At 71.1% G+C, this 21,496-nt stretch carries 19 protein-coding genes; 10 read left to right on the top strand and 9 right to left on the bottom strand.

Annotated elements, in window-relative coordinates; genetic code table 11:
* The first annotated feature begins 57 nt into the window (after positions 1-57).
* From ACPPVT_RS11375 to ACPPVT_RS11360, 4 genes are read left to right on the top strand one after another with little or no spacing between them, the layout of a single operon-like run.
* Positions 58-615: an NUDIX hydrolase gene (locus tag ACPPVT_RS11375; RefSeq protein ID WP_426560289.1), complete on the top strand. Its 558-nt coding sequence runs from the start codon at positions 58-60 to the stop codon at positions 613-615.
* Positions 612-1,556, top strand: coding sequence for an alpha/beta hydrolase (locus ACPPVT_RS11370; RefSeq protein WP_426560287.1), 945 nt, complete (start codon positions 612-614; stop codon positions 1,554-1,556). Before ACPPVT_RS11375 ends, ACPPVT_RS11370 begins: the two co-directional genes overlap by 4 nt.
* Complete coding sequence (locus ACPPVT_RS11365) at positions 1,553-1,912, top strand: DUF3054 domain-containing protein (protein WP_426560285.1); 360 nt, start codon at positions 1,553-1,555, stop codon at positions 1,910-1,912. The genes ACPPVT_RS11370 and ACPPVT_RS11365 overlap by 4 nt, the downstream gene beginning before the upstream one ends.
* The gene (locus ACPPVT_RS11360) at positions 1,909-2,871 is read left to right on the top strand and encodes a GNAT family N-acetyltransferase (protein ID WP_426560284.1); all 963 of its coding nucleotides are present in this window, start codon (positions 1,909-1,911) and stop codon (positions 2,869-2,871) included. The genes ACPPVT_RS11365 and ACPPVT_RS11360 overlap by 4 nt, the downstream gene beginning before the upstream one ends.
* Here the strand turns inward: ACPPVT_RS11360 and ACPPVT_RS11355 are convergent.
* The gene (locus tag ACPPVT_RS11355; RefSeq protein ID WP_426567131.1) at positions 2,862-5,228 is read right to left on the bottom strand and encodes a bifunctional salicylyl-CoA 5-hydroxylase/oxidoreductase; all 2,367 of its coding nucleotides are present in this window, start codon (positions 5,226-5,228) and stop codon (positions 2,862-2,864) included. The genes ACPPVT_RS11360 and ACPPVT_RS11355 overlap by 10 nt on opposite strands.
* Positions 5,229-5,323: 95 nt before the next feature.
* Between ACPPVT_RS11355 and ACPPVT_RS11350 the strand changes: the two genes are divergently transcribed.
* Together ACPPVT_RS11350 and ACPPVT_RS11345 are read left to right on the top strand one after the other, a co-directional pair.
* On the top strand, positions 5,324-6,151 hold the full coding sequence (locus ACPPVT_RS11350) for an enoyl-CoA hydratase family protein (protein ID WP_426560282.1): 828 nt from the start codon (positions 5,324-5,326) through the stop codon (positions 6,149-6,151).
* Between the two features lie 3 nt (positions 6,152-6,154).
* The gene (locus ACPPVT_RS11345) at positions 6,155-7,327 is read left to right on the top strand and encodes an acyl-CoA dehydrogenase family protein (protein ID WP_426560280.1); all 1,173 of its coding nucleotides are present in this window, start codon (positions 6,155-6,157) and stop codon (positions 7,325-7,327) included.
* Between the two features lie 11 nt (positions 7,328-7,338).
* Here ACPPVT_RS11345 and ACPPVT_RS11340 read toward each other — a convergent pair whose 3' ends face one another.
* Positions 7,339-8,991: an AMP-binding protein gene (locus ACPPVT_RS11340; protein WP_426560279.1), complete on the bottom strand. Its 1,653-nt coding sequence runs from the start codon at positions 8,989-8,991 to the stop codon at positions 7,339-7,341.
* Positions 8,992-9,076: 85 nt separating this feature from the next.
* Between ACPPVT_RS11340 and ACPPVT_RS11335 the strand changes: the two genes are divergently transcribed.
* Entirely contained in the window at positions 9,077-9,931 is an 855-nt protein-coding gene (locus ACPPVT_RS11335; RefSeq protein WP_426560277.1) for a PaaX family transcriptional regulator, read from the top strand.
* 17 nt (positions 9,932-9,948) lie between these two features.
* Here ACPPVT_RS11335 and ACPPVT_RS11330 read toward each other — a convergent pair whose 3' ends face one another.
* The 5 genes from ACPPVT_RS11330 to ACPPVT_RS11310 all read right to left on the bottom strand — a co-directional run bounded on the left by ACPPVT_RS11330 (position 9,949) and on the right by ACPPVT_RS11310 (position 15,068).
* Positions 9,949-10,341, bottom strand: coding sequence for a RidA family protein (locus ACPPVT_RS11330; protein ID WP_426560275.1), 393 nt, complete (start codon positions 10,339-10,341; stop codon positions 9,949-9,951).
* Complete coding sequence (locus ACPPVT_RS11325; protein WP_426560273.1) at positions 10,338-11,117, bottom strand: SDR family NAD(P)-dependent oxidoreductase; 780 nt, start codon at positions 11,115-11,117, stop codon at positions 10,338-10,340. Before ACPPVT_RS11325 ends, ACPPVT_RS11330 begins: the two co-directional genes overlap by 4 nt.
* 70 nt (positions 11,118-11,187) lie before the next feature.
* The gene (gene arc / locus ACPPVT_RS11320; protein WP_426560271.1) at positions 11,188-12,930 is read right to left on the bottom strand and encodes a proteasome ATPase; all 1,743 of its coding nucleotides are present in this window, start codon (positions 12,928-12,930) and stop codon (positions 11,188-11,190) included.
* Positions 12,931-12,966: 36 nt separating this feature from the next.
* Entirely contained in the window at positions 12,967-13,950 is a 984-nt protein-coding gene (locus tag ACPPVT_RS11315) for a tRNA (adenine-N1)-methyltransferase (protein ID WP_426560269.1), read from the bottom strand.
* An 11-nt stretch (positions 13,951-13,961) separates the two neighbouring features.
* A complete protein-coding gene (locus tag ACPPVT_RS11310; protein WP_426560267.1) occupies positions 13,962-15,068 on the bottom strand; it encodes a site-2 protease family protein in 1,107 nt (368 codons plus the stop codon).
* Between the two features lie 88 nt (positions 15,069-15,156).
* On the opposite strand from ACPPVT_RS11310, the gene ACPPVT_RS11305 reads away from it, so the two are divergent.
* The 3 genes from ACPPVT_RS11305 (at position 15,157) to ACPPVT_RS11295 (ending at position 19,537) form a co-directional block, all read left to right on the top strand.
* Complete coding sequence (locus ACPPVT_RS11305) at positions 15,157-16,038, top strand: RecB family exonuclease (protein WP_426560265.1); 882 nt, start codon at positions 15,157-15,159, stop codon at positions 16,036-16,038.
* Positions 16,039-16,232: 194 nt separating this feature from the next.
* Positions 16,233-17,006, top strand: coding sequence for an ABC transporter ATP-binding protein (locus ACPPVT_RS11300; RefSeq protein ID WP_426567130.1), 774 nt, complete (start codon positions 16,233-16,235; stop codon positions 17,004-17,006).
* Positions 17,006-19,537 carry an ABC transporter permease gene (locus tag ACPPVT_RS11295; protein WP_426560262.1) on the top strand — a complete coding sequence of 844 codons (2,532 nt, stop codon included), beginning with the start codon at positions 17,006-17,008 and terminating at the stop codon, positions 19,535-19,537. Before ACPPVT_RS11300 ends, ACPPVT_RS11295 begins: the two co-directional genes overlap by 1 nt.
* Positions 19,538-19,582: 45 nt before the next feature.
* On the opposite strand, the gene ACPPVT_RS11290 is transcribed toward ACPPVT_RS11295, so the two are convergent.
* Positions 19,583-20,227, bottom strand: a complete 645-nt coding sequence (locus ACPPVT_RS11290) for an HAD family hydrolase (RefSeq protein WP_426560260.1) — start codon at positions 20,225-20,227, stop codon at positions 19,583-19,585.
* Positions 20,228-20,604: 377 nt separating this feature from the next.
* Positions 20,605-21,474 carry an alpha/beta fold hydrolase gene (locus ACPPVT_RS11285; RefSeq protein WP_426560258.1) on the bottom strand — a complete coding sequence of 290 codons (870 nt, stop codon included), beginning with the start codon at positions 21,472-21,474 and terminating at the stop codon, positions 20,605-20,607.
* Positions 21,475-21,496 lie beyond the last annotated feature (22 nt).

Raw genomic sequence — 21,496 nt, 5'->3', positions numbered from 1 at the left:
GCGAGCCTACGGTCCGCGCCGTCGGCGTCCGCGCAGGGCTCGCATAGGGTCACCAAGGTGAGCGCCGACGAGCTGGTCGCGATCTACGACCCGGACGACGACGACGGCCGAGTGGTGGGGTCCGCCCCGCGGTCCCAGGTGCGTGCGCGCAACCTGCCGCACGCAGCCACCGCCGTCCTGCTCACGGACGCGCACGGTCGGATCTACGTGCACCAGCGAACGGACACCAAGGACGTCTACCCGGGCACCTGGGACGCGTGGGCCGGTGGCGTCGTCCGAGCTGGTGAGGACCCCAACGAAGCCGCTGCGCGAGAGCTGACCGAGGAGCTCGGGGTGCACGACATCAGCCTCGAGCCGCTGTTCACCGCGTGGTTCCGCGACGACCGGATCCACGAGCTGGCCGTGGCCTTCGTGGCCCGCTGGGAGGGTCCCGAGCGCCACGGGCCGATCGTGCACCAGCCCGAGGAGGTGGCGCGCGGCGAGTGGCTGACCCTCACCGCCGTCCGCGACCTGATGGCCGACCCCGGGCGGCCGATGATCCCGGACGGTCGTGCCGCCCTCGAGCGGTACCTGACCGAGCGCGCTGCCCGGGGAACCGCCGAGGGCGGCCGATGAGCCTGCCCTGGCGCACCAGGGCGTTCTGCGCCGTCGTCGACCGGCTCAGCGGCTCCCCGCTGTCCGAGAAGTCGCTGCGCCAGATCGAGCGGGCCCGGCTGCTCCGGCCCCCGCACTGGTTCCCGCTCAGCCTGATCTTCGGCCGCGTGCCGCGCGACGTGACCTGGCACGACGAGCAGGCAACCACCCCTGCCGGGAGCCTGCGGGTGCGCGTCTACTCCCCGGCCGGCTCGGCCGCAGGTCGGCCGTTGGTGCTCTACTTCCACGGCGGCGGCTGGGTCACCGGGTCCGTGCCAGGCTTCGACGCGGTCTGCGGCCAGATCGCCTCGCGGGTCTCGGCGGTGGTGGTCTCGGTCGACTACCGGCTCGCGCCGGAGCACCCGTTCCCGGCAGCCGTCGAGGACTGCGACGAGGCGACCCGGTGGGCGGTGCAGCAGGCGGCGCGCTGGGGGGTCGACCCGGAACGGGTGGCCGTCGCGGGCGACAGCGCCGGGGGCGGCCTCGCCGCCGTGGTCTGCCTGCTCGCCCGCGACCGCGGACCGACGATCACCGCGCAGGTGCTGGTCTACCCCGGGCTCGACGGCACCCTCTCCTCGCCCTCCCTCGACACGTTCGCGCATGCGCCGATCCTGACCAAGCGCAAGGTGCTGGACTACGTCGCGCGGTACAACCCAGCCGGTGACCGCCGCGACCCACGGTTCTCGCCGCTGCATGCGGCGGCCCTGGACGGCCTCCCGGCGGCGCTCATCCAGACCGCGGACCACGACCCGCTGGTGGACGACGGACGCCGGTACGCGCACACGTTGCGCGAGGCCGGGGTCGCCGTCCGGTACACCGAGTACCACGACGTCCCGCACGGTTTCCTGTCCTTTCCCGGGGCCGCGGCCAGCGGCGACGCACCGATCGCGGAGATCGCCCAGTTCCTGCGGAAAATGCTGTGAGAGCGACGCCGGGGCTCCTCGCGCTCGACCTGGTGGCCGTGCTGGTGTTCGCTGCGGTCGGCCGCCGCAGCCACGACGAGGGCACCGCGCTGACCGGTGTGCTCGAGGTCGCCTGGCCGTTCCTGGTCGGCGTCCTGGCCGGGTGGGGCATGTCTCGCGCCTGGCGCCGCCCGACAGTCGTGTGGCCGGTGGGCGTCGCGGTCTGGCTCGGCGCCGTCGTGCTCGGGATGCTGCTGCGGCGGGCCACCGGTGCCGGAACGGCTGCCTCGTTCGTGCTGGTCGCCACTGTCGTCCTCGCGGTGCTGCTGCTGGGCTGGCGGCTGGTGGCCGCCCTGGTGCTGCGAGCACGCCGATGAGCGCGCTCTCGTCGGCTGCTGAGCTGAGTGACCCAGCCACCCGCCTGGCGGTGGGTACGTTGCTGCGTGCGGCGGTGGCTGGTGGCGCGGCGCTCGGTTGGGTCGACCCACCGGAGCAGGCCGAGGTCGAATCCCTGCTGGGTCTGGTACTGGTCGACGTCGAGAAAGGCGACGCCGGCGTGGCCCTGCAGTGGGCCGGCGACCAGCTGGTCGGCTTCGGCTACTGGCGCCGATACGCCCGACCGACGCACCGGCCGCACGCCGATCTGGAGCGCGTCGTGGTGCGCACCGACCACCGCGGCCGTGGCCTCGGACGTCGCCTGCTGCGCGAGCTGGTGACGTCCGCGACCGCCGCGGGGGTGGAGGTGCTCACGCTCGACGTCCGCGGCGACAACACGGCTGCGATCGCGCTGTACGAGTCAGCGGGATTCGCCACCTACGGTCGCCTGCCGGGCTTCGTCGCGGTCCAAGACCAGCGCTGGGACAAGGTGTTCATGTCCGTGCGCCTGTCCGGCAGCGGCGAGGCGCCGCTGGAGAACCACCTGGTGTCCTGGACCGTGCTGCACCGAGCGGATGGCCGGATCCTGCTCGCTCGCAGAGACGGCGTCTCCTATGCCAGCGGTCGATGGGGCCTGCCCGGCGGGCACGTGCAGGACCACGAGTCGCTGCCCGCAGCAGCAGCGCGAGAGCTGCTCGAGGAGGTCGGCGTCCAGGTGGACGTGGCCCGGTTGCGACCCATCGGAGTCACCCGCTACGTGGACGGACCGCATCGCGGCACGGACTTCTTCTTCCTGACCAGAACATGGCAGGGCGAGCCGCGACCGGTGAGCGAGTGCTCCGAGGTCGGCTGGTTCGACCCGTCAGCCCTGCCGGCGGATGCGTTGCCCTGGCTGGCCGGAGCCCTGCGCCGCCACCTCGTCGACGGCGAGTGGCTGGACGACCACCCTCGTCACGACTGAACCGGCCGCCAGCGGCGGTGCCGGGTGCCCGTCTCCCCGGACCGGACCAGCGCGAGTCGCGGCGGTGGCCCGTCGGTCCGCCCCGTCTGCGGACGGCGGTTGCCGGCCTGCCAGGGCAACGGCCAGCGGGCGCCGTCCCCCGCGTACCCCTGCTCGGCGGCCGCGTGCAGCGTCCAGCTGGGGTCGTACAGGTGGGCTCGGCCGAGCGCGCACAGGTCGGCCCGCCCGGCCAGCAGGATCGAGTTCACGTCGTCGAAGGACGAGATGACCCCCACCGCGACGGTGGCGATCTGCGAGCGGTTGCGCACCGCGTCGGCGAAGGGGGTCTGGTACGAGCGCCCGAAGGCCGGCCGCTCCGTCGCAGTCACCTGGCCGGTCGAGACGTCCACTGCGTCCGCGCCGGCCTCGGCGAACGCCTGCGCGACCAGCACCGCGTCCTCGACGTCGGTGCCACCGTCCACCCAGTCGGTCGCCGAGATCCGGACGGTGACCGGACGGTCGTCCGGCCAGACCGCTCGGACGGCCGCGAAGACCTCCAGCGGGTAGCGCAGCCGCGCCGCCAGGTCGCCGCCGTACTCGTCCTGGCGCAAGTTGGTCAGCGGTGAGATGAAGCTGGACAACAGGTAGCCGTGGGCACAGTGCAGCTCGAGCAGGTCGAACCCGGCGGCGACCCCGCGGCGGGCCGCGGCGACGAACTCAGCCTTGATGTCGTCCATCTCGGCGTGGGTGAGCTCGGCCGGCACCTGGTTGACGCCCTGGCGGTACGGCAGCGCGGACGGCGCCACGACGGGCCAGTTGCCCTCGGGCAGCGGCTCGTCGATCCCCTCCCACATCAGCCGGGTGGACCCCTTGCGCCCAGAGTGCCCCAGCTGCAACCCGATCGCCGCATCGGAGTGCTCGTGCACGAACGCCGTGATGCGGCTGAACGCCTGCTGCTGCTCGTCGTCCCACAGTCCGCAGCAGCCGGGCGAGATGCGGCCTCGCGGCGAGACGCAGACCATCTCGGTCATCACCAGCCCCGCCCCACCGAGGGCCTTGCCGCCCAGATGGGCGAGATGGAAGTCCCCCGGCACGCCGTCCTGGGCGACGTACATGTCCATCGGCGAGACGACGACGCGGTTGGCGAGCTCGAGCCCGCGCAGCCGCAGCGGTTGGAACATCGGCGGCCGGACCTCGCCGTCACCGTGCCCGGCCTGCTTGGTGGCACCGGCGAACCAGGCGTCTGCCGCGGCGACGAACTCCGGGTCGCGCAGCCGCAGCTCGTCGTAGGTGACCCGACGGCTGCGGGTCAGGATGTTGAACGCGAGCTGCACCGGGTCCTGGTCCAGGTACTGGCCGAGGTTCTCGAACCACTCCAGGCTGGCCTGCGCGGCGCGCTGGGTGGACAGCACCACCGGACGGCGCTCGGTCTCGTACGCCTCCAGCGCCGCCTCGACGTTCGGCTGCTCGTGCAGGCACGCGGCCAGCGCCAGCGCGTCCTCCATCGCCAGCTTCGTGCCGGACCCGATCGAGAAGTGCGCGGTGTGCGCGGCGTCGCCGAGCAGGACGACGTTGCCGCGCCGCCAGGTGCTGGTCCGCACGGTGCCGAAGCTGACCCAGCGCGAGTTGTTGCCCTTGACCCGGTAACCGTCCAGCAGGTCGCCGAACAGCTCACGGACGGCCGCGATCGACTCCTCGTCGGACTGGCCGACCGCGAGCCCGCTCACGTCGCGGTCGAAACCGGCCGCGCGCCAGACCTCGTCGCGCATCTCCACGATGAAGGTGCTGCCGCTGTCGTCGTAGGGGTAGGCATGCACCTGCATGACGCCGTGCGGGGTCTCGCGCACGACGAAGGTGAAGGCGTCCAGCACCCGATCGGTGCCCAGCCACATGTATCGGCACTGGCGCGTCTCGGTGCTCGCACCGAACTCGTCGGCCCAACGGGTGCGGGTGGCGGAGTTGACGCCGTCCGCCGCGACGACGAGGTCGTGGGTGGCCGACAGGTCCTCGACGTCCGGTGCCAGGGTGCTGGTGAGCAGCTCGACGCCGAGCTCCCGGCAGCGCGCCTGCAGGATCTGGAGCAGCCGCAGTCGGCTCATCGCGGCGAAGCCGTGTCCCCCGCTGGTGATCACCTCGCCCTTGACGTGGATGTCGATGTCGTCCCAGCGGGCGAACTCGCGCTCCATCGCCGCGTGCACCACCGGGTCGGCCTGCTCGATGCCGCCGAGAGTCTGGTCGGAGAAGACGACGCCGAACCCGAAGGTGTCGTCGGGCGCGTTGCGCTCCCAGACGGTCACCTGGTGGTCCGGCCGGAGCTGCTTGACCAGCGCGGCGAGGTACAGCCCGCCTGGCCCGCCACCGACGACCGCGATGCGCATGCTGTCCTCCACCGACAATCCTCGCCCCTATTGCGCCATCTTGACGCTAGTCATGGATACGCTATCTCGCATCACCGTGTCGAGGAGGACTGCCCGTGAGTGCGTTTCGTGGCTCGGCCCCGCTCACCTCGGACTGGAAGCACTTCCGGGTGAGCTGGGACGAAGGGGTCTGCACGATCGCCTTCGACCGGCCGGACCGGCTGAACGCCTTGACCTTCGAGGTCTACGCCGACCTGCGTGACCTGCTGACCGAGCTCCCGCACCGCGGCGACACCCGGGTGCTCGTGCTGCGTGGCGAGGGCCGGGCGTTCTGCTCCGGCGGCGACGTGCACGAGATCATCGGACGCACGCTGGAGATGGGCCACGCCGAGCTGCTGGCCTTCACCCGGATGACCGGCGAGGTCGTCCGGCTGCTGCGTGAGTGCCCGGTGCCGGTGATCGCCGCGGTGCACGGGGTCGCGGCGGGCGCCGGGTCGGTACTCGCACTGGCCAGCGACCTGCGGGTGGTCGAGCAGTCGGCCCGCTTCGCTTTCCTGTTCACCAAGGTGGGACTGGCCGGCGCCGACATGGGCGCCGCCTATCTGCTCCCCCGGCTGGTAGGCCTCGGTCGGGCCAGCGAGCTGCTGCTGCTGGGCGACACCCTGCCCGCCGAGCAGGCGGAGCGGTGGGGTCTGGTGACCCGGCTGGTCGAGGACGGCACGGCCGGCGAGGTCGCGGCGCAACTGGCCCGGCGGCTCGCTGACGGCCCCACCCACGCCTATGCCCAGACCAAGGCGCTGCTGTCCCGCGAGCTGGACATGAGCCTGTCCGCGGCCGTCGAGCTGGAGGCCGTCACGCAGGCCCTGCTGATGACCGGCGAGGACTACCGCGAGTTCTACGAGGCGTTCAGCCAGGGTCGCGACCCGCAGTGGATGGGGCGCTGACCGGTGGTTGCCTGGGACTTGGAGCCAGACCAGCGCGCGCTGGCCGAGTGGGCCCGCGAGCGTGCGGCGCAGGATCTGCTGCCCCTGGTCGAGGCGGGTGAGCCCGGCGTCGTCAACCGGCCGCTGCTGCGCGCCATGGGCGACCTCGGCCTGCTGGCTCGGCTCTTTCCCGGCTTCGGCCCGGCGGCACCGAAGAGCTCGGACGATGGAGTGCTCAGCCGGGAGGCCGCAGCCTTCGACCTGTGCCTGCTGCGCGAAGCGTTGGCCAGGGAGAGCACTGAGGCCGAGACCGCGCTCGCGCTGCAGGGCCTAGGGGCCTACCCGGTGCTGCAGAGCGGGACCGAGACCCAGGTCCGCACGTGGCTGCCAAGGGTGGCCAGCGGCGAGGCGGTCGCCGCCTTCGCGCTGACCGAGCCCGAGGCCGGCTCCGATGCCGCGGCCCTGAGCCTGCGGGCGGAGCGGGACGGGGACGGCTGGCGACTGACCGGCACCAAGATGTGGATCTCGAACGCGCCGCAGGCGGACGTCTACACGGTGTTCGCCCGGACCACGCCCGGCGCCGGGGCGCGCGGCGTCAGCGGGTTCGTCGTCCCAGGCGACCGGGCCGGAGTCAGTGGCCAGTCGCTGGACCTGCTCTCACCACACCCCATCGGGCGGCTGGAGCTGGACGGCGTGCGGGTCTCGGCCGACGAGCTGCTGGGCGAACCGGACCGCGGGTTCGCGGTGGCGATGCGCACGCTCGACCTGTTCCGCCCGAGCGTCGGGGCGTTCGCGGTAGGGATGGCCCAGGCCGCGCTGGACGCGAGCGTGCGGCACGCCCGGGGCAGGGTCGCGTTCGGGCTGCCACTGGCTCAGCAGCAGTCGGTCGCGCACCGGCTGGCCGAGATGGCCACCAGGACGCAGTCCGCCCGGCTGCTCGTCTACCAGGCCGCTGCGGCCTACGACGCTGGTCGCATCGGGGTCAGCACCCGGGCCGCGATGGCCAAGCTGGCCGCCACCGAAACCGCGCAGTGGGTGGTGGACTCCGCCGTGCAGATCCACGGCGCCCGAGCTCTCGAACGCGGTCACCTGCTCGAGCACCTCTACCGCGAGGTGCGGGCGCCGCGGATCTACGAGGGCGCCTCCGAGGTTCAGCTCGGCATCATCGCGCGCGAGCTGCTGCGCGAGGGCGACTGACCGGCTGCGATCTAGCGCCGCAGCCGGAACCGCTGCAGCTTGCCCGTGCTGGTGCGGGGCAGCTCGGAGACGAACTCGATCCGACGCGGGTACTTGTACGGCGCGATCACCGCCTTGACGTGGTCCTGCAGCGCGTGCACCAGAGCGGGATCGGCGACGACGTCCTCGTTGAGCACGACGAAGGCTGTGACGAGCTGGCCGCGGTCGACGTCCGGCATGCCGATGACGGCCACCTCGGCGACGTCCGGGTGGCTCATCAGCGCCTCCTCGACCTCCGGGGCGGCGATGTTGTACCCGGCCGAGATGATCATGTCGTCGCTGCGCGCCTGGTACCAGAAGTAGCCGTCCTCGTCGCGCAGGTAGGTGTCGCCGGTGATGTTCCACCCGTTCTGCACGTACACGGCCTGGCGGTCGTCGGACAGGTACCGGCACCCGGTCGGACCGCGTACGGCGAGCCGTCCGACCTGCCCGGCCGGCAGCTCGTTGCCGTCGGCGTCGAGCACGGTGACCTGGTATCCGGGGACGGCGCGGCCGGTGGACCCGGGCCGGATGTCGTCGTCCGCGGCCGAGACGAAGATGTGCAGCATCTCGGTCGCGCCGAGCCCGTCGATGATCTTGATCCCGGTGGCGTCGTAGAAGGCCTGCCAGGTGGCCGCAGGCAGGTGCTCGCCCGCCGAGACGCAGCGACGCAGCGATGACAGCCGGTCCAGGCGACCCGCGGTGAGCATGGCCCGGTACGCCGTCGGGGCGGTGAAGCAGACGGTGACGCCGTGCGACTCGACGAGGTCGGCCAGCTGGTCCGGCGACGCCTTCTCGATCAACAGGGTGCTGGCGCCGACCCGCAACGGGAACACCACCAGACCGCCCAGGCCGAAGGTGAAGGCGAGCGGTGGCGTCCCGGTGAACACGTCCTCGGGCGTCGGCTTGAGCAAGTGCTTGGCGAAGGTGTCGGCGTTGGCCAGGACGTCGCGGTGGAAGTGCATGGTGGCCTTCGGGCGCCCAGTGGTGCCGGAGGTGAACGCCAGCAGGGCGACGTCGTCCCCCGCCGTGTCCACCGCCGTGTGCTCGCCGACGTGTCGTTGCGCGCGCTGGACCAGGTCCTGTGGGTCCGTCCCGCCGAAGGTGACCACCGGCACGTCGAGGTTCGCCGCGCGCAGGTCGTCGGTGAAGCGGTCGTCGCACAGGGCGAGGTCGAGCTGGGCGATCTCGTGGATCGTGGACAGCTCCCCGGCCCGCAGCAGCGGCATCGTGGTGACCGCCACCGCACCGCAACGCAGCACCGCGAACCAGCACGCCACCAGCCACGGGTTGTTGGGTCCGCGCAGCAGCACCCGCTGGCCCGGGACGACGGCCAGCTCGTCCACCAGCACCCGCGAAACCCGGCGCACCTGGTCGGCCAGCTCGCCGTAGCTCCACCGGGTGCCGTCGGGTGCCACGAGGCACGCCCGGTCGGTACCGTACTCGGCGATCGTCCGGTCGAGCAGCTCGACCGCACAGTTCAACCTTGCCGGGTACTGCACGTCCGGGAGGTCGAAGATGAGCTCCGGCCACTGCTGGGTTGCAGGCAGGTGGTCGCGGCAGAAGGTGTCCACGTGGGCGGACGGCGCGAGCCCAGCCGTGTGCGAGGCCGCCGTGCCGGCAGCGGTCGGACCCTGTGGCGTCACCTGCCCAGTATGACTACAACGTGACGACAATCAAGAGACCACGACACGACGCGCCGACCCGCGAGGTCACCGCTATCGTGCTCCCGTGACGACCGACGGCCACGCGAGAGCGACTCGACTGCCGGCCCAACAGCCTCGCGCCCTCATCGTGACCGTCTACGGGCTGTACGCGCGCGAGACCTCCGGCTGGCTGGCCGTCTCCACCCTGGTACGGCTGCTGGAGGGGGTCGGCGTCGAGGAGCCCGCCGTCCGGTCCGCGATCTCACGGCTCAAGCGGCGTGGGGTGCTGATCGCGAACAGTCGTGCGGGCGTGGCCGGCTACGAGCTCTCCGCCACCGGGCGCAGCATCCTCGCCGAAGGCGACCAGCGGATCTTCCGTCGGGTCCGGGCCGGCCACGACGACGGGTGGGTGCTCGCGGTGTTCAGCGTCCCCGAGTCCGAGCGCCGGCGCCGCCACCAGCTCCGTTCGCGCCTGACCTGGCTCGGCTTCGGCACGGTCTCAGCCGGGGTCTGGATCGCGCCGTCGCACTTGGCCGCTGAGACCCGCGACGTCCTGGCCCGGCACGAGCTGACCGAGTACGTCGACCTGTTCCGCGCCGACCACGTCGCCTTCGGGGACCTGCGCGCCGAGGTCGCCAAGTGGTGGGAGCTGGACGGCCTGTCCGGCATGTACGAGGAGTTCACTGCTGCCTTCTCCCCCGTGCTGCGACGCTGGCAGCGACGGCGCATCATCAACGACTGCGAGGCGTTCGCCGACTACGTCACCGCGCTCACCGCGTGGCGTCGCCTGCCGTACCTGGACCCAGGACTTCCGCTCGCGGTGCTGCCGGACAGGTGGCCCGGCGCACGTGCCGGTCAGCTGTTCGAGGATCTGCAGGCCAGGCTGGCGGACCCTGCCCACCGCCACCTCGGCGCCGTGCTGCGGGCCAACGGTCGCTGACCCCGGGCAGCCAGGCGTCAGATGATCGCGATGCCCTGCAGCTCGACCAGCGCCTCCTCGTCCCACAGCCGGGAGATCCCGATCCCGGCGCTCGCCGGGTAGTCGGTGCCGACCAGCCGGCGCCAGACCCGGCCGATGTCGCGGGCGTGCTCCCGGTAGTCGGCCAGGTCGACGCTGTAGATGGTCAGACCGGCGAGCTGGTCCGGACGCCCACCAGCCGCCTCGAGCGCAGCCAGGAGGTTGGCCAGCGACTGCTCGAACTGCTGGACGACATCCGTCCCGACCACCCGCCCGTCGGCGTCCAAGGCGGTCTGACCGGCCAGCACCACGACCTTGCCCGTGCCGACCACGGCGTGCGAGAACCCACTCGGCGCCGCCAGGGACGGCGGGTTGACTCGTTCGAGCGTCATGACTGGACCGCCCCTCCGTCCACGTTGATGGCCTGACCGGTGATGGACGCATTGCCGAGGCAGAGCAGGACGACGTCCGCCACCTCCTGCGGGGTGACCAGCCGGCCGGTGGGTTGCTTGCGTGCCAACGCCTCTCGGGCCTGCTCCAGGGTGCGGCCGGTTGCCTCGACGATGCCGCGAATCGTCGCGTCGGTCATCGGGGTGTCCACGTAGCCGGGGCAGACCGCGTTCACGGTGACTCCGTCCCGGGCGACCTCGGCGGCCGCCGAACGCACCAGACCGATCAGTCCGTGCTTGCTCGCCGTGTAGGCGGAGATGTACGGCTCACCGACCCGGCCGGCGATCGAGGCCACCGCCACGACGCGCCCGTACCCGCCGGCCCGCATGGCAGGCAGCGCGCGCCGAAGGCAGCGAAAGGGTGCTGTCAGGTTCAGGTCGAGCATGCGTTGCCAGTCCTCGTCACTGGTCTTCTCGACCCGGGCCGAGACGCCGGCGCCGGCGTTGAGCACCAGGTCCGTCACCGCGGCCCAGTCGGACTCGACCCGGCCGAAGAGTTCCTCGACCGCACCGTCCGCGGTGAGGTCGGCCGGGATCACCAGCGTTGGCCCGGCGCACGCATGGGCCGTCTCCTCGAGCTCAGCGGTGCTGCGCGCAGTGAGTGCGACAGGCACCCCGGCCTCGCTCAGCCGGAGCGCGACGGCGCGTCCGATACCCCGACCGGCCCCGGTCACTAGTGCGACGCGGGACGTGGGGGCTGCTGATCCGGACGGAGGCACCGGGTCACCGTGGCACGTGGGCCCGGTCCCAGCAAGCAGGTGGAGGGCGTGTCAGCTCAGGTGTGCGGGCTCACAGGTACTGGCCGGTGTTGGCCACCGTGTCGATCGCCCGGCCCGGCTCGGTGCCCTGCTTGCCGGTGATCAGCGTACGGATGTAGACGATTCGCTCGCCCTTCTTGCCGGAGATGCGGGCCCAGTCGTCCGGGTTGGTGGTGTTCGGCAGGTCCTCGTTCTCCTTGAACTCGTCGATGCACGCGTCCAGCAGGTGCTCGACCCGGATGCCGCGCTGCTGCGTGGTCAGGAAGTCCTTGATGGCCGACTTCTTCGCGCGGTCCACGATGTTCTGCACCATGGCGCCGGAGTTGAAGTCCTTGAAGAACAGGATCTCCTTGTCGCCGTTGGCGTACGTGACCTCCAGGAAGCGGTTCTCGTCGATCTCGGAGTACATCCGCTCGACGGTCCGCTGGATCATCGCCTCGACCGTCGCCTGCGGGGAGCCGCCGTTCTCGGCGAGGTCACGCTCGTGCAGCGGCAGGTCGGCCGTCAGGTACTTGGTGAAGATGTCCCGCGACGCCTCGGCGTCAGGGCGCTCGATCTTGATCTTCACGTCCAGCCGTCCTGGGCGCAGGATGGCCGGGTCGATCATGTCCTCGCGGTTCGATGCCCCGATCACGATGACGTTCTCGAGCCGCTCGACACCATCGATCTCGGACAGCAGCTGAGGAACGATGGTGGTCTCGACGTCCGAGCTGACCCCCGAGCCACGGGTGCGGAACAGCGAGTCCATCTCGTCGAAGAACACCACGACGGGCGTTCCGTCCGAGGCCTTCTCCCGGGCCCGCTGGAAGATCAGCCGGATGTGCCGCTCGGTCTCGCCGACATACTTGTTGAGCAGCTCCGGGCCTTTGATGTTCAGGAAGTACGACTTTCCCAACGGCTGGCCGGTGAGCTCGGCGACCTTGCGGGCCAACGACGAGGCGACCGCCTTCGCGATCAGCGTCTTGCCGCAGCCGGGCGGTCCGTACAGCAGGACGCCCTTGGGTGGGCGCAGGTGGTGCTCGCGGAACAGCTCGGGGTGCAGGTACGGCAGCTCGACGGCGTCCCGGATCTGGTCGATCTGGTTCCCCAGCCCACCGATGTCCTCGTAGGCGATGTCCGGGACCTCCTCCAGGACGAGCTCCTCGACCTCGGCCTTGGGGATCCGCTCGTACACGAACCCGGCACGCGCGTCGATCAGCAGACCGTCACCGATCCGCATCTTGTGCTCGCGCAGCGCGTCCGCCACCCGGGCGACACGCTCCTCGTCGGCGTGGCCGACCACCAGGACGCGGTCCTCACCGAGGATCTCCTTGAGCTGCACGACCTCGCCGACCCGCTCGAACCCGCGGGCCTGGACGACGTTCAGCGCCTCGTTGAGCAGAACCTCGCGACCTGGGACCAGGTCGAGCTCGTCAACCGTCGGGCTCACCGCGACACGCATCTTGCGCCCGCCGGTGAGCACGTCGACCGTCCCCTCGGGGCCGACCTCGACGATGGTTCCGAAACCGGACGGCGGCTGCGCCAGTCGGTCGACCTCGGACTTCAGTGTGATGATCTGGTCGCGCGCCTCTTTCAAGGTGCGCACGAGCCGCTCGTTCTGCGACGTCGTCGTCTCCAGAGACGTCTGCAGCTGCGACAGCCGCGCCTCGAGTGCGTGCACCCGGTCCGGCGACGTGGCCACCCTGCGACGCAGCACAGCGATCTCGTCCTCGAGCGCGTGAACCTGCCGCAGCAGGTCGGCCGGCGAGCGTCCGCCGGAGTCGTTGTCCGTCATGTCGCACCTCCCCCACTAGGGACCCACGACTTGACCCTAACCCGAGGAGGTGTCCTCGACCGACCCAGAAACGCCGATGTCACGTCGTACTCGTCGGACCTTCTTGTCGGAGATCGGCCGCTCGCCCAGGTCCTCCGCGGTCCACTCGTCGTCCGACGTGCCCTTCGCGGGGCGCCTACGGCGCTCGGGCGGGGCGACCCCGTCGGCCAGCCGGCGGGCAGTGACGAGGAACCCAGTGTGACCGACCATCCGGTGCTGGGGACGCACGGCGAGCCCCTCGAGGTGCCAGCCGCGGACCAGCGACTCCCACGCGGACGGCTCGGTGAAGCAGCCGTGCTCCCTGGCCGCCTCGGTGACCCTGGACAGCTGGGTGACGGTGGCGACGTAGCAGACCAGCACGCCGCCAGGCACGAGCGCTTCCGCGGCCGCGTCCAGGCACTCCCAGGGCGAGAGCATGTCGAGCACGACGCGGTCCACCGAGCTCGGCTCGGTCAGCTCGCCGAGCGCTTCCTGGAAGCTGCCGCGCTCGAGCTGCCAGGCGGGGTGCGGGCCGCCGAAGAACTCCTCGACGTTGCCGCGCGCGATGTCCGCGAAGTCGGCCCGCCGCTCGATGCTGATCAGCCGCCCGGTGTCGCCGACGGCTCGCAGCAGCGACATGGTCAGGGCTCCCGAGCCGACCCCGGCCTCCACCACCGTCGCGCCCGGGAAGACGTCCGCCATGGCCACGATCTGCCCCGCGTCCTTGGGGTAGACGACCGCCGCGCCGCGAGGCATCGACAGCACGTAGTCGGCGAGCAGTGGGCGCAGCGCGAGGTACTGCACGCCGGCCGTGTTGACCACGACGCTGCCCTCCGGCTGCCCGACCACCGCCTCGTGCGCGAACCAGCCGGCGTGCGTGTGGAACTGGCGGCCCGGCAGCAGCGTGATGGTGTGCAGCCGCCCCTTCGGGTCGGTGAGCTGGACCCGGTCGCCGAACGCGAAGGGGCCTCGGCGCCGGCTGGCGCCAGTGGCGGTGGTCATGGCGGGCGAGTCTACGGGCGACCGGTGAGGGCGTGCGCCAACCGCTGCGCGTCCGCGACCCCGACGACGTGCCCCGTGGGGTCCACCGCGACCAGTACGTGGGCGCCGTTCGTGGCCAGCGTGCGCAAGACGCCCTCCCCGGACAGGTCGGCGGGCACCACGACGACGGAGGGCAGCACGGTCATCACGGCGGACAGCGGTGTCTGGGGTCCGGGTGCTTGCTGGCCGCCGACGTGCCGCATCGCGTCCTGCATTCGCAGGATGCCGACCGGACGACCGTGCTCGTCCAGTGCGACCACGTGGCCGCCGGACGGGGCCGGACGCCAGCCCGTGCTCGCCAGCGGTAGCGCGCGGGCCGGTTCCAGGTAGCTGCCCAGGTCCAGCCGCTGCGCCGAACGCAGCACCTGACCCAGCTCGACCGCACCGGAGGCTCCGCGCCAGAGCAGCCCGGCCACGAGTACGGCCCACACCACGCCGAACGCGGTCGGCCGGCGGTTGTCCAGCAACGGCAGCAGCACCAGCCAGAGCACGACCCCGGCCGCGACCACGCGGCCGCACCAGCCGGCGACCAGGGTGCCGGCCCAGCGGCGTCGGCTGACGGCCCAGACGGCCGCTTCGACCAGCCGCCCGCCGTCCAGCGGCAGGCCGGGAGCCAGGTTGAACGCCGCGACGAACGCGTTGGCGTAGATGCCGGCCACGACCAGCAGCCGGGTGACCTCGCCGTCTGTGCCGGGCAGAACCAGCACCCCGATACCGGCGAGCACCGCGTTGCTGAGTGGACCGGCGACCGCGACCAGGGCGCTGCGTCCGGGGTCGGGCGCCTCCTGGCTGAACTGGGTGTGCCCGCCCCACAGGTCCGCGACCACCTGCTCGACCGGCAGCCCGACGGCACGGGCGGTGAAGGCGTGCGCCAGCTCGTGCACCAGGACCGAGGCGAGCAGCAGGAGCGCGTAGGCGGCCGCGACCAGATACGTCTGCGGTGGCCGCAGTCCCGCCGATACCTCGACCTGCGGTGCGAACAGGACGACGACCAGCGCGGCGATGACGAACCAGGAGGGCGCGAGGTAGACCGGGAATCCAGCGACCCGCGCCAGCTGGAGCCCGGGACGGTTGTTCACGCCCCGATGGTAGGTGCCCGCGCTGGAACCGTGGGCCGCCCGCCTGTCGCGCGGACGGTTGTCGGACCCGCCGCCTAGAGTCACGCTCATGACCGAGACCGCTGCTGATGCGCCGACCGCGCTGCGCGCCGCGCTGTCTCCGAGCCGCGCTGCGGACTTCATGCACTGCCCGCTGCTCTACCGTTTCCGCGTCGTGGACCGCTTGGCCGAGGCGCCCTCGCCGGCGGCGGTCCGGGGCACCGTTGTGCACTCCGTGCTCGAGCGGTTGTTCGACCTGCCTGCCGGTGAGCGCACCGTAGAGGCAGCCCGGGGGCTGCTTCGCCCGCAGTGGGAGGGGCTGGTCGAGGCGAACCCCGAGCTCGCCACGCTGTTCCCGGACGACGACGGCGCCGCGCTGGCGGAGTGGCTGGGCTCCGCGGACGAGCTGGTCGCGCGCTGGTTCGACCTGGAGGACCCGACCCGCCTCGAGCCGGCGGAGCGCGAGCTGTACGTCGAGACCACGCTGGACGACGGCCTGGTGCTGCGCGGCTACGTCGACCGGTTGGACGTCGCACCGACCGGAGCGCTGCGGGTGGTGGACTACAAGACCGGTCGCTCCCCCTCGGAGCACTTCGAGATCAAGGCGCTGTTCCAGATGCGCTTCTACGCCCTCGTGCTGTGGCGCACCCGCGGCGTTGTGCCCAGGCTGCTCCAGCTGGTGTACCTCGGCGACGGTCAGATCCTGCGCTACGAACCTGACGAGGCCGATCTGCTCGCCACCGAGCGCAAGGTCAAGGCGCTCTGGGCGGCCATCGAGCGTGCAGCGGCGACGGGCGACTGGCGCCCCAACCGGGGCCGGCTTTGCGACTGGTGCGACCACCAGGCGATCTGTCCCGCCTGGGGTGGCACTCCCCCGCCGCTGCCCGAGCACTCCCTCGAGCGCGCGTTGGACCCACGCTTCACCGGGCAGGACGCCGCCGCCAGCGACTAGGCGTCAGGGTCCGGCTCAGGGTCGAGCCAGGGTGATACCCCCTCGCGCCAGGACTGCGTCGTGGCCGAGGATGGGTTTCGCTGCTCGGCGAGGCGGTCGGGCGGTCTGGAGCGGGGGTTCCCAACGTGAGCACGAACCAGGCGCGCGAAGACGACGTCGCCATCGAAGTGAACGCCAAGGACGAGGGGCTTGAGGTGGAGCAGGTGCCGGCAGTAGCGGAGACGACGACCGACGCGGTCGCGAGTGCGCGTGGTCTGGTGAAGATCTACGGGCGAGGCGAGGCCGAGGTGCACGCACTGGACGGGGTGGACGTCGACTTCGGTCGTGGTCGGTTCACCGCGATCCTCGGGCCGTCCGGCTCGGGCAAGTCCACGCTGATGCACTGCATGGCGGCGCTGGACACCCCCACGCAGGGGAGCGTGACCATCGACGGGGTGGAGGTTGCTGGCCTGAAGGACAAGGCCCTGACCGAGCTGCGTCGTCAGCGGGTCGGCTTCGTCTTCCAGTCGTACAACCTGGTGCCGACGCTGAGCGCGCGCGAGAACATCACCCTGCCGATGGACATCGCCGGCACCAAGGTCGACCAGACCTGGTTCGACACCGTGGTCGACACCGTCGGCCTGCGCGACCGGCTGCATCACAGGCCGAACGAGCTCTCCGGTGGCCAACAGCAGCGGGTGGCGTGCGCCCGGGCGCTGGCGAGCCGCCCGGCGATCGTGTTCGCCGACGAGCCGACCGGAAACCTGGACTCGCGGGCCGGCGCCGAGATCCTCGGCTTCCTGCGGCGCTCGGTGGACGAGTTCGGCCAGTCGATCGTGATCGTCACGCACGACCCGGTCGCTGCCGGGTACGCAGACCGCGCGCTGTTCCTGGCTGACGGCAAGATCGTCGACGAGATGCACGAGCCGACGGCCGACGCCGTGCTCGACCGCATGAAGGGCTTCGACGCCGCGGGGCGGCGGTCCTGATGCTGCGAGTGACCCTCAAGGGAGTGCGCGGCCACCTGCTGCGGTTCGTGCTCACCACGTTGTCGGTGATGCTCGGGGTCGCGTTCGTGGCCGGCACGTTCGTGCTCAGTGACAGCCTCAAGTCCACGTTCGACCGCATCTCGGACGGCGCCACCGCCGGCACCGACGTCGTCGTGCGCGGCGCCAAGGTGAACTCGGGGGTCGCCGACTCCAGCGATCTGCGGACGCCGCTGCAGGCGTCGCAGGCCCACGAGCTCGCGAAGGTCGACGGCGCGCGGGACGCCACGCCTGACCTGGGCGGGACCGCCGTCCTGGTTGGCAAGGACGGCACGGCCGTGCGCAACGGTGGCGCGCCGAGCTTCGGCTTCGCCTTCCGCGCCGACGACGAGTCCTTGCTGATGAAGGAGGGGCGCGGACCGACGAGCTCGGACGAGGTGGCGGTCGAGGCGACCACGCTCGAGAAGGCCGGCCTCAAGCTCGGTGACTCGACGAAGCTGGTCGTCGCCGGAACGGTGCAGCCGGTCAAGATCGTCGGGGTGCAGGAGTTCGTCGGCGGTTCGGCCGGTCAGACGATCGTCACGGTCGACGAGGCGTCGGCCATGAAGTGGTTCGCACCCGACGGCACGGTCCAGTCGATCACGTTACGGGCGGACGAAGGGGTCAGTCAGCAGACGCTGCGTGACCGGGTGGCGGCGACGCTACCGCAGGGCGAGGAGGCGATCACGGGCGCTCAGTTCGCGGCCGAGACCAAGTCCTCCTTCGCCGAGGGCCTCAGCTTCATCAACACGTTCCTGCTGGTCTTCGCCTTCATCAGCCTGCTGGTCGGTGTGTTCATCATCTTCAACACCTTCTCGATGCTGGTGGCCCAGCGGACCCGAGAGCTCGCGTTGTTGCGGGCCGTCGGTGCCCGCCGCGCCCAGGTGATGCGAGTGGTCCTGGGCGAGGCGTCGGTCATCGGGCTCGCCGGCGGCGCGCTGGGACTGTTGGCCGGGATCGCGCTCGCCAAGGGCTTGCAGCTGCTCGTCGGCAGCTTCGGCCTGGAGATCAACAGCGGCCTGCCGGTGCACACCCGGACCGTGGTCTGGAGCTTCGCGATCGGGGTCGTCGTCACGGTGGCCAGCGCGGTGTTGCCGGCCTGGCGCGCCGGGCGGATCTCGCCGGTCGCCGCGATGCGCGACGAGGTCGCACTGCCGGAGAAGAGCCTGCGTCGTCGCGGCCTCATCGGGGCCGTCTCGCTGGCTGTGGGCGTGGGTGTGATGACGTACGGCGTCACCGCACTCGAGGGGAACGACGCGGCGAAGGTGCTCGGCCTCGGCGCGTTCCTGACGTTCATCGGCATGATCGTCGCCGCGCCACTGATCTCGCGCCCTGTGCTGAGAGTCATCGGGGCACCGGGGGCGAAGCTGTCCCGGACCGTCGGCAAGCTGGCCCGGGACAACACCCTGCGCAACCCTCGACGCACCGCGACCACGGCGATCTCGCTGATGATCGGACTGGCACTGGTGTCGGCCTTCGCGGTGATCGCGGCAACGACCAACGCGTCCATCGACAAGCTGGTGGACGACCAGGTCAAGGCTGACTTCGTGCTGAGCGGTGGAAACACCCCCTTCCCCAACGCGGTCGCCGACCAGGCCGCCCAGCTCGACGGCGTCGCAGCCGTGGTCGACCAGGGGCTGGTGCCGGTGAAGATTGGCGACACGACGACGACCGGGGCCGGCGTCTCGGGTTCGGGGCTGGCGCAGACCGTGCAGCTGGACGTCCAGGCCGGTGACATCACCTCCCTGGACCAGGGGCAGATGGCGATCTCGCACACGTTCGCGACCGATCACCACCTGTCGGTCGGGGACACCGTGAACGCCACCGTCGGAGTGAGCACCGACCAGCAGCTGCGGGTCGGTGCGGTCTACGCCGACACGCAGGCCATCGGGTCGCAGGTGCTCATCCCCCGCGAGCTGTACGAGAAATCCGTGCCGGTGGCCAGCCAGGTCTCCTATGCGGCCTTCGTCAAGACCGAGCCCGGCGCGGACAGCGAGCAGGTGCGTTCTGAGCTGACCGCGCTGGTCAAGCCCCAGCTCGTCATCTCCGTGCAGGACCGGGACGAGTTCAAGGCCGCCAACCGGGCCCAGGTCAACCAGCTGCTCGGGATCCTCTACGGGCTGCTGGGACTCTCCGTGGTAATCGCCGCACTGGGCATCATCAACACGCTGGCCCTGTCGGTGTTCGAACGGACCCGTGAGATCGGCCTGCTGCGCGCCGTCGGGATGACGCGTCGTCAGCTGCGCCGGACGATCGGCAACGAGGCCGTCCTGACCGCGCTGTTCGGTGCCGTGATGGGCACGGCGCTGGGGCTCACGCTCGGGGTCCTGCTGCAGCGGGTGCTCGCCGACCAGGGACTGGACACGTTGGCGCTGCCCTGGGGCGAGGTGGTCGCGACGTTCGTGCTGGCCGGGATCGTCGGCCTGCTGGCGGCGCTGTGGCCGGCCTGGCGGGCGTCCAAGCTGGACATCATCCGGGCGGTCACGACCGAGTAGCCGTCCGGACCGAATAGCCGAGGACGCTGGTCGACCTGCTGCCCTTCAGAGCAGCAGGTCGATCGTCTCTCCGGCGGCGATCCGAGCCAGGTCGCGCACGGTCAGCTCGACCAGCGAGTGCGCCCGGGAGCGGCCAGGCGCCGCAGCGACCGGTACGATGTGCGGCACCGCGAGGGTGGGTACTCCGGCGGCCTCGGCAGACGTCACGCCCGTGACCGAGTCCTCAATGGCTACGCAGTTTGCGACCGGCACGCCGAGCAGCTCGGCGGCGCGCAGGTAGGGGTCGGCGTGCGGCTTGCCGCGTTCGACTCGGTCCCCGGTGACGACCACCGCGAAGGTGTCCGCGGGTGCACTGGCCAGGAACGTGTCGGCCAGGGCCGTCCAGGACATCGTGACCAAGGCGCAGGGCACGCCTTGCTCACGCAGAGCCGCGAGCAGCTCGAGGGCGCCTGGTCGCCACGGCACGTGCTCACGCATGCGACGCACCACCCCGCCGAGCAGCACGTCGACGATCTCGTCCTCGCCGATCGGCACGTCCCCGTGCTCCTGGATGTACCGGGCGGACACCCGCAGGTCGTTGCCCACCAACGCCTTCGCGTGCTCCGCTGTCCAGGTACCGCCGTACTTCTCGACGAGGTCGTGCTCCTCGGCGATCCAGTACGGCTCGGTGTCAACCAGGGTGCCGTCCATGTCCCACAGGACGGCCGCTAACGAGTCGAGCCGGCGTGAAACCTCGCCATCTGCCTGCTGACCTGCAAGTTCACTCGATCCGGCGGTGCTCAGAGTGTCCTCCGAAACGTCCCAGATGGGTCCTGATGTGACCATCCATGTGGCTATCCACCCTAGATTGCGTCCGTTCCGCATCACCGGCCGCCCTGAGGCGCCCCCTGCCGACCCCGCGCATCCAGCCTCTTGCCGGGTCGTTGCGAGGCGCCCGCGGACTTCCGGCCTATCTCGAAGCAAGCAGCGTGGCCTAAGCGACGTCCACCACCTGATGGATCCGCCACTGCAGGTCCCTCCTGGCATCGCACTCACATCGCTGTCCGCGTTGGGATCTGCCGCGGGATCTAGCTCGTAGCGAGTGTTGCGAAGAATGGCTCCGCGGCGCCGAAGGCGACCGCCCCATGATCTCCAGGGATGACACGCAGTTCGCTATCGGGGAGGTGGTCGCGGAGCCACTCACCATGGGCCACCTCCGCCATCCGATCGGACTCGCCGTACACGAGCTGCACCCGGATGGAAACCGACGCCGGGTCGAAGTCCCACTCGCGCAGCCAGGACAGGTTGTCGCGCGACATGCCGTCCGAGGTCGTGATAGCTCTCCGGAAGTCGTCCTCGAACAACTTCAGCAGTTCGGGGTGACGATTCAGCCAGCCTCCACCGGGCGGACCCATCTTCGCCATCGCCCCGGAGAACTCCTCCGCAGACACCCCCCGCAGACCCTGCAGGTCGGCATCGGCGACCGTGTTCATGACCTCCAACGCATCCTCGAACCGGCCAGCTGCGGCGAGGTCAAGGGCGCGGCGATCGTCATCACCGAGCACCTCAGGCTTCACCTCGGCGTAGTTGCCCGGGGAGGCGAGCACAGTGATGGCGCTTATCCGGTCGGGCACTGCGGCAGCCATCGCGAGGGCAAACGGCCCGCCGCCCGAACTACCCAGCAGCGCGAACCGGCCTATTCCAAGGCGGTCTGCCAGCTCCAGCGTGTCGTCGGCCGTGCGCGCAAGCCCAGGTGGGCTCATCGTGGAGACGCCGTAACCGGGACGGCTAGGGGCGATCAACCGCACACCGTGAGACCTCGCCGCCTCGGCCACCACTGCCCCTTGGCCTCCGGTGGAGGGCGTCCCATGAAAGAAGATCAACGGGATGCCGTCCGGGGTACCAGCGTCCAGGTGCTCGAGCGTTCGCCCATCCGCCAGGGTCAACGTCGAGAGCATGCTCGGAGGCTACGACCGATGG

It is taken from the genome of Angustibacter sp. McL0619, assembly GCF_049994355.1.
Classification (GTDB): Bacteria; Actinomycetota; Actinomycetes; order Actinomycetales; family Angustibacteraceae; genus Angustibacter.
Note: the sequence above shows the minus strand (reverse complement) of the source record. Positions and strands in the feature narration are given on the sequence as shown.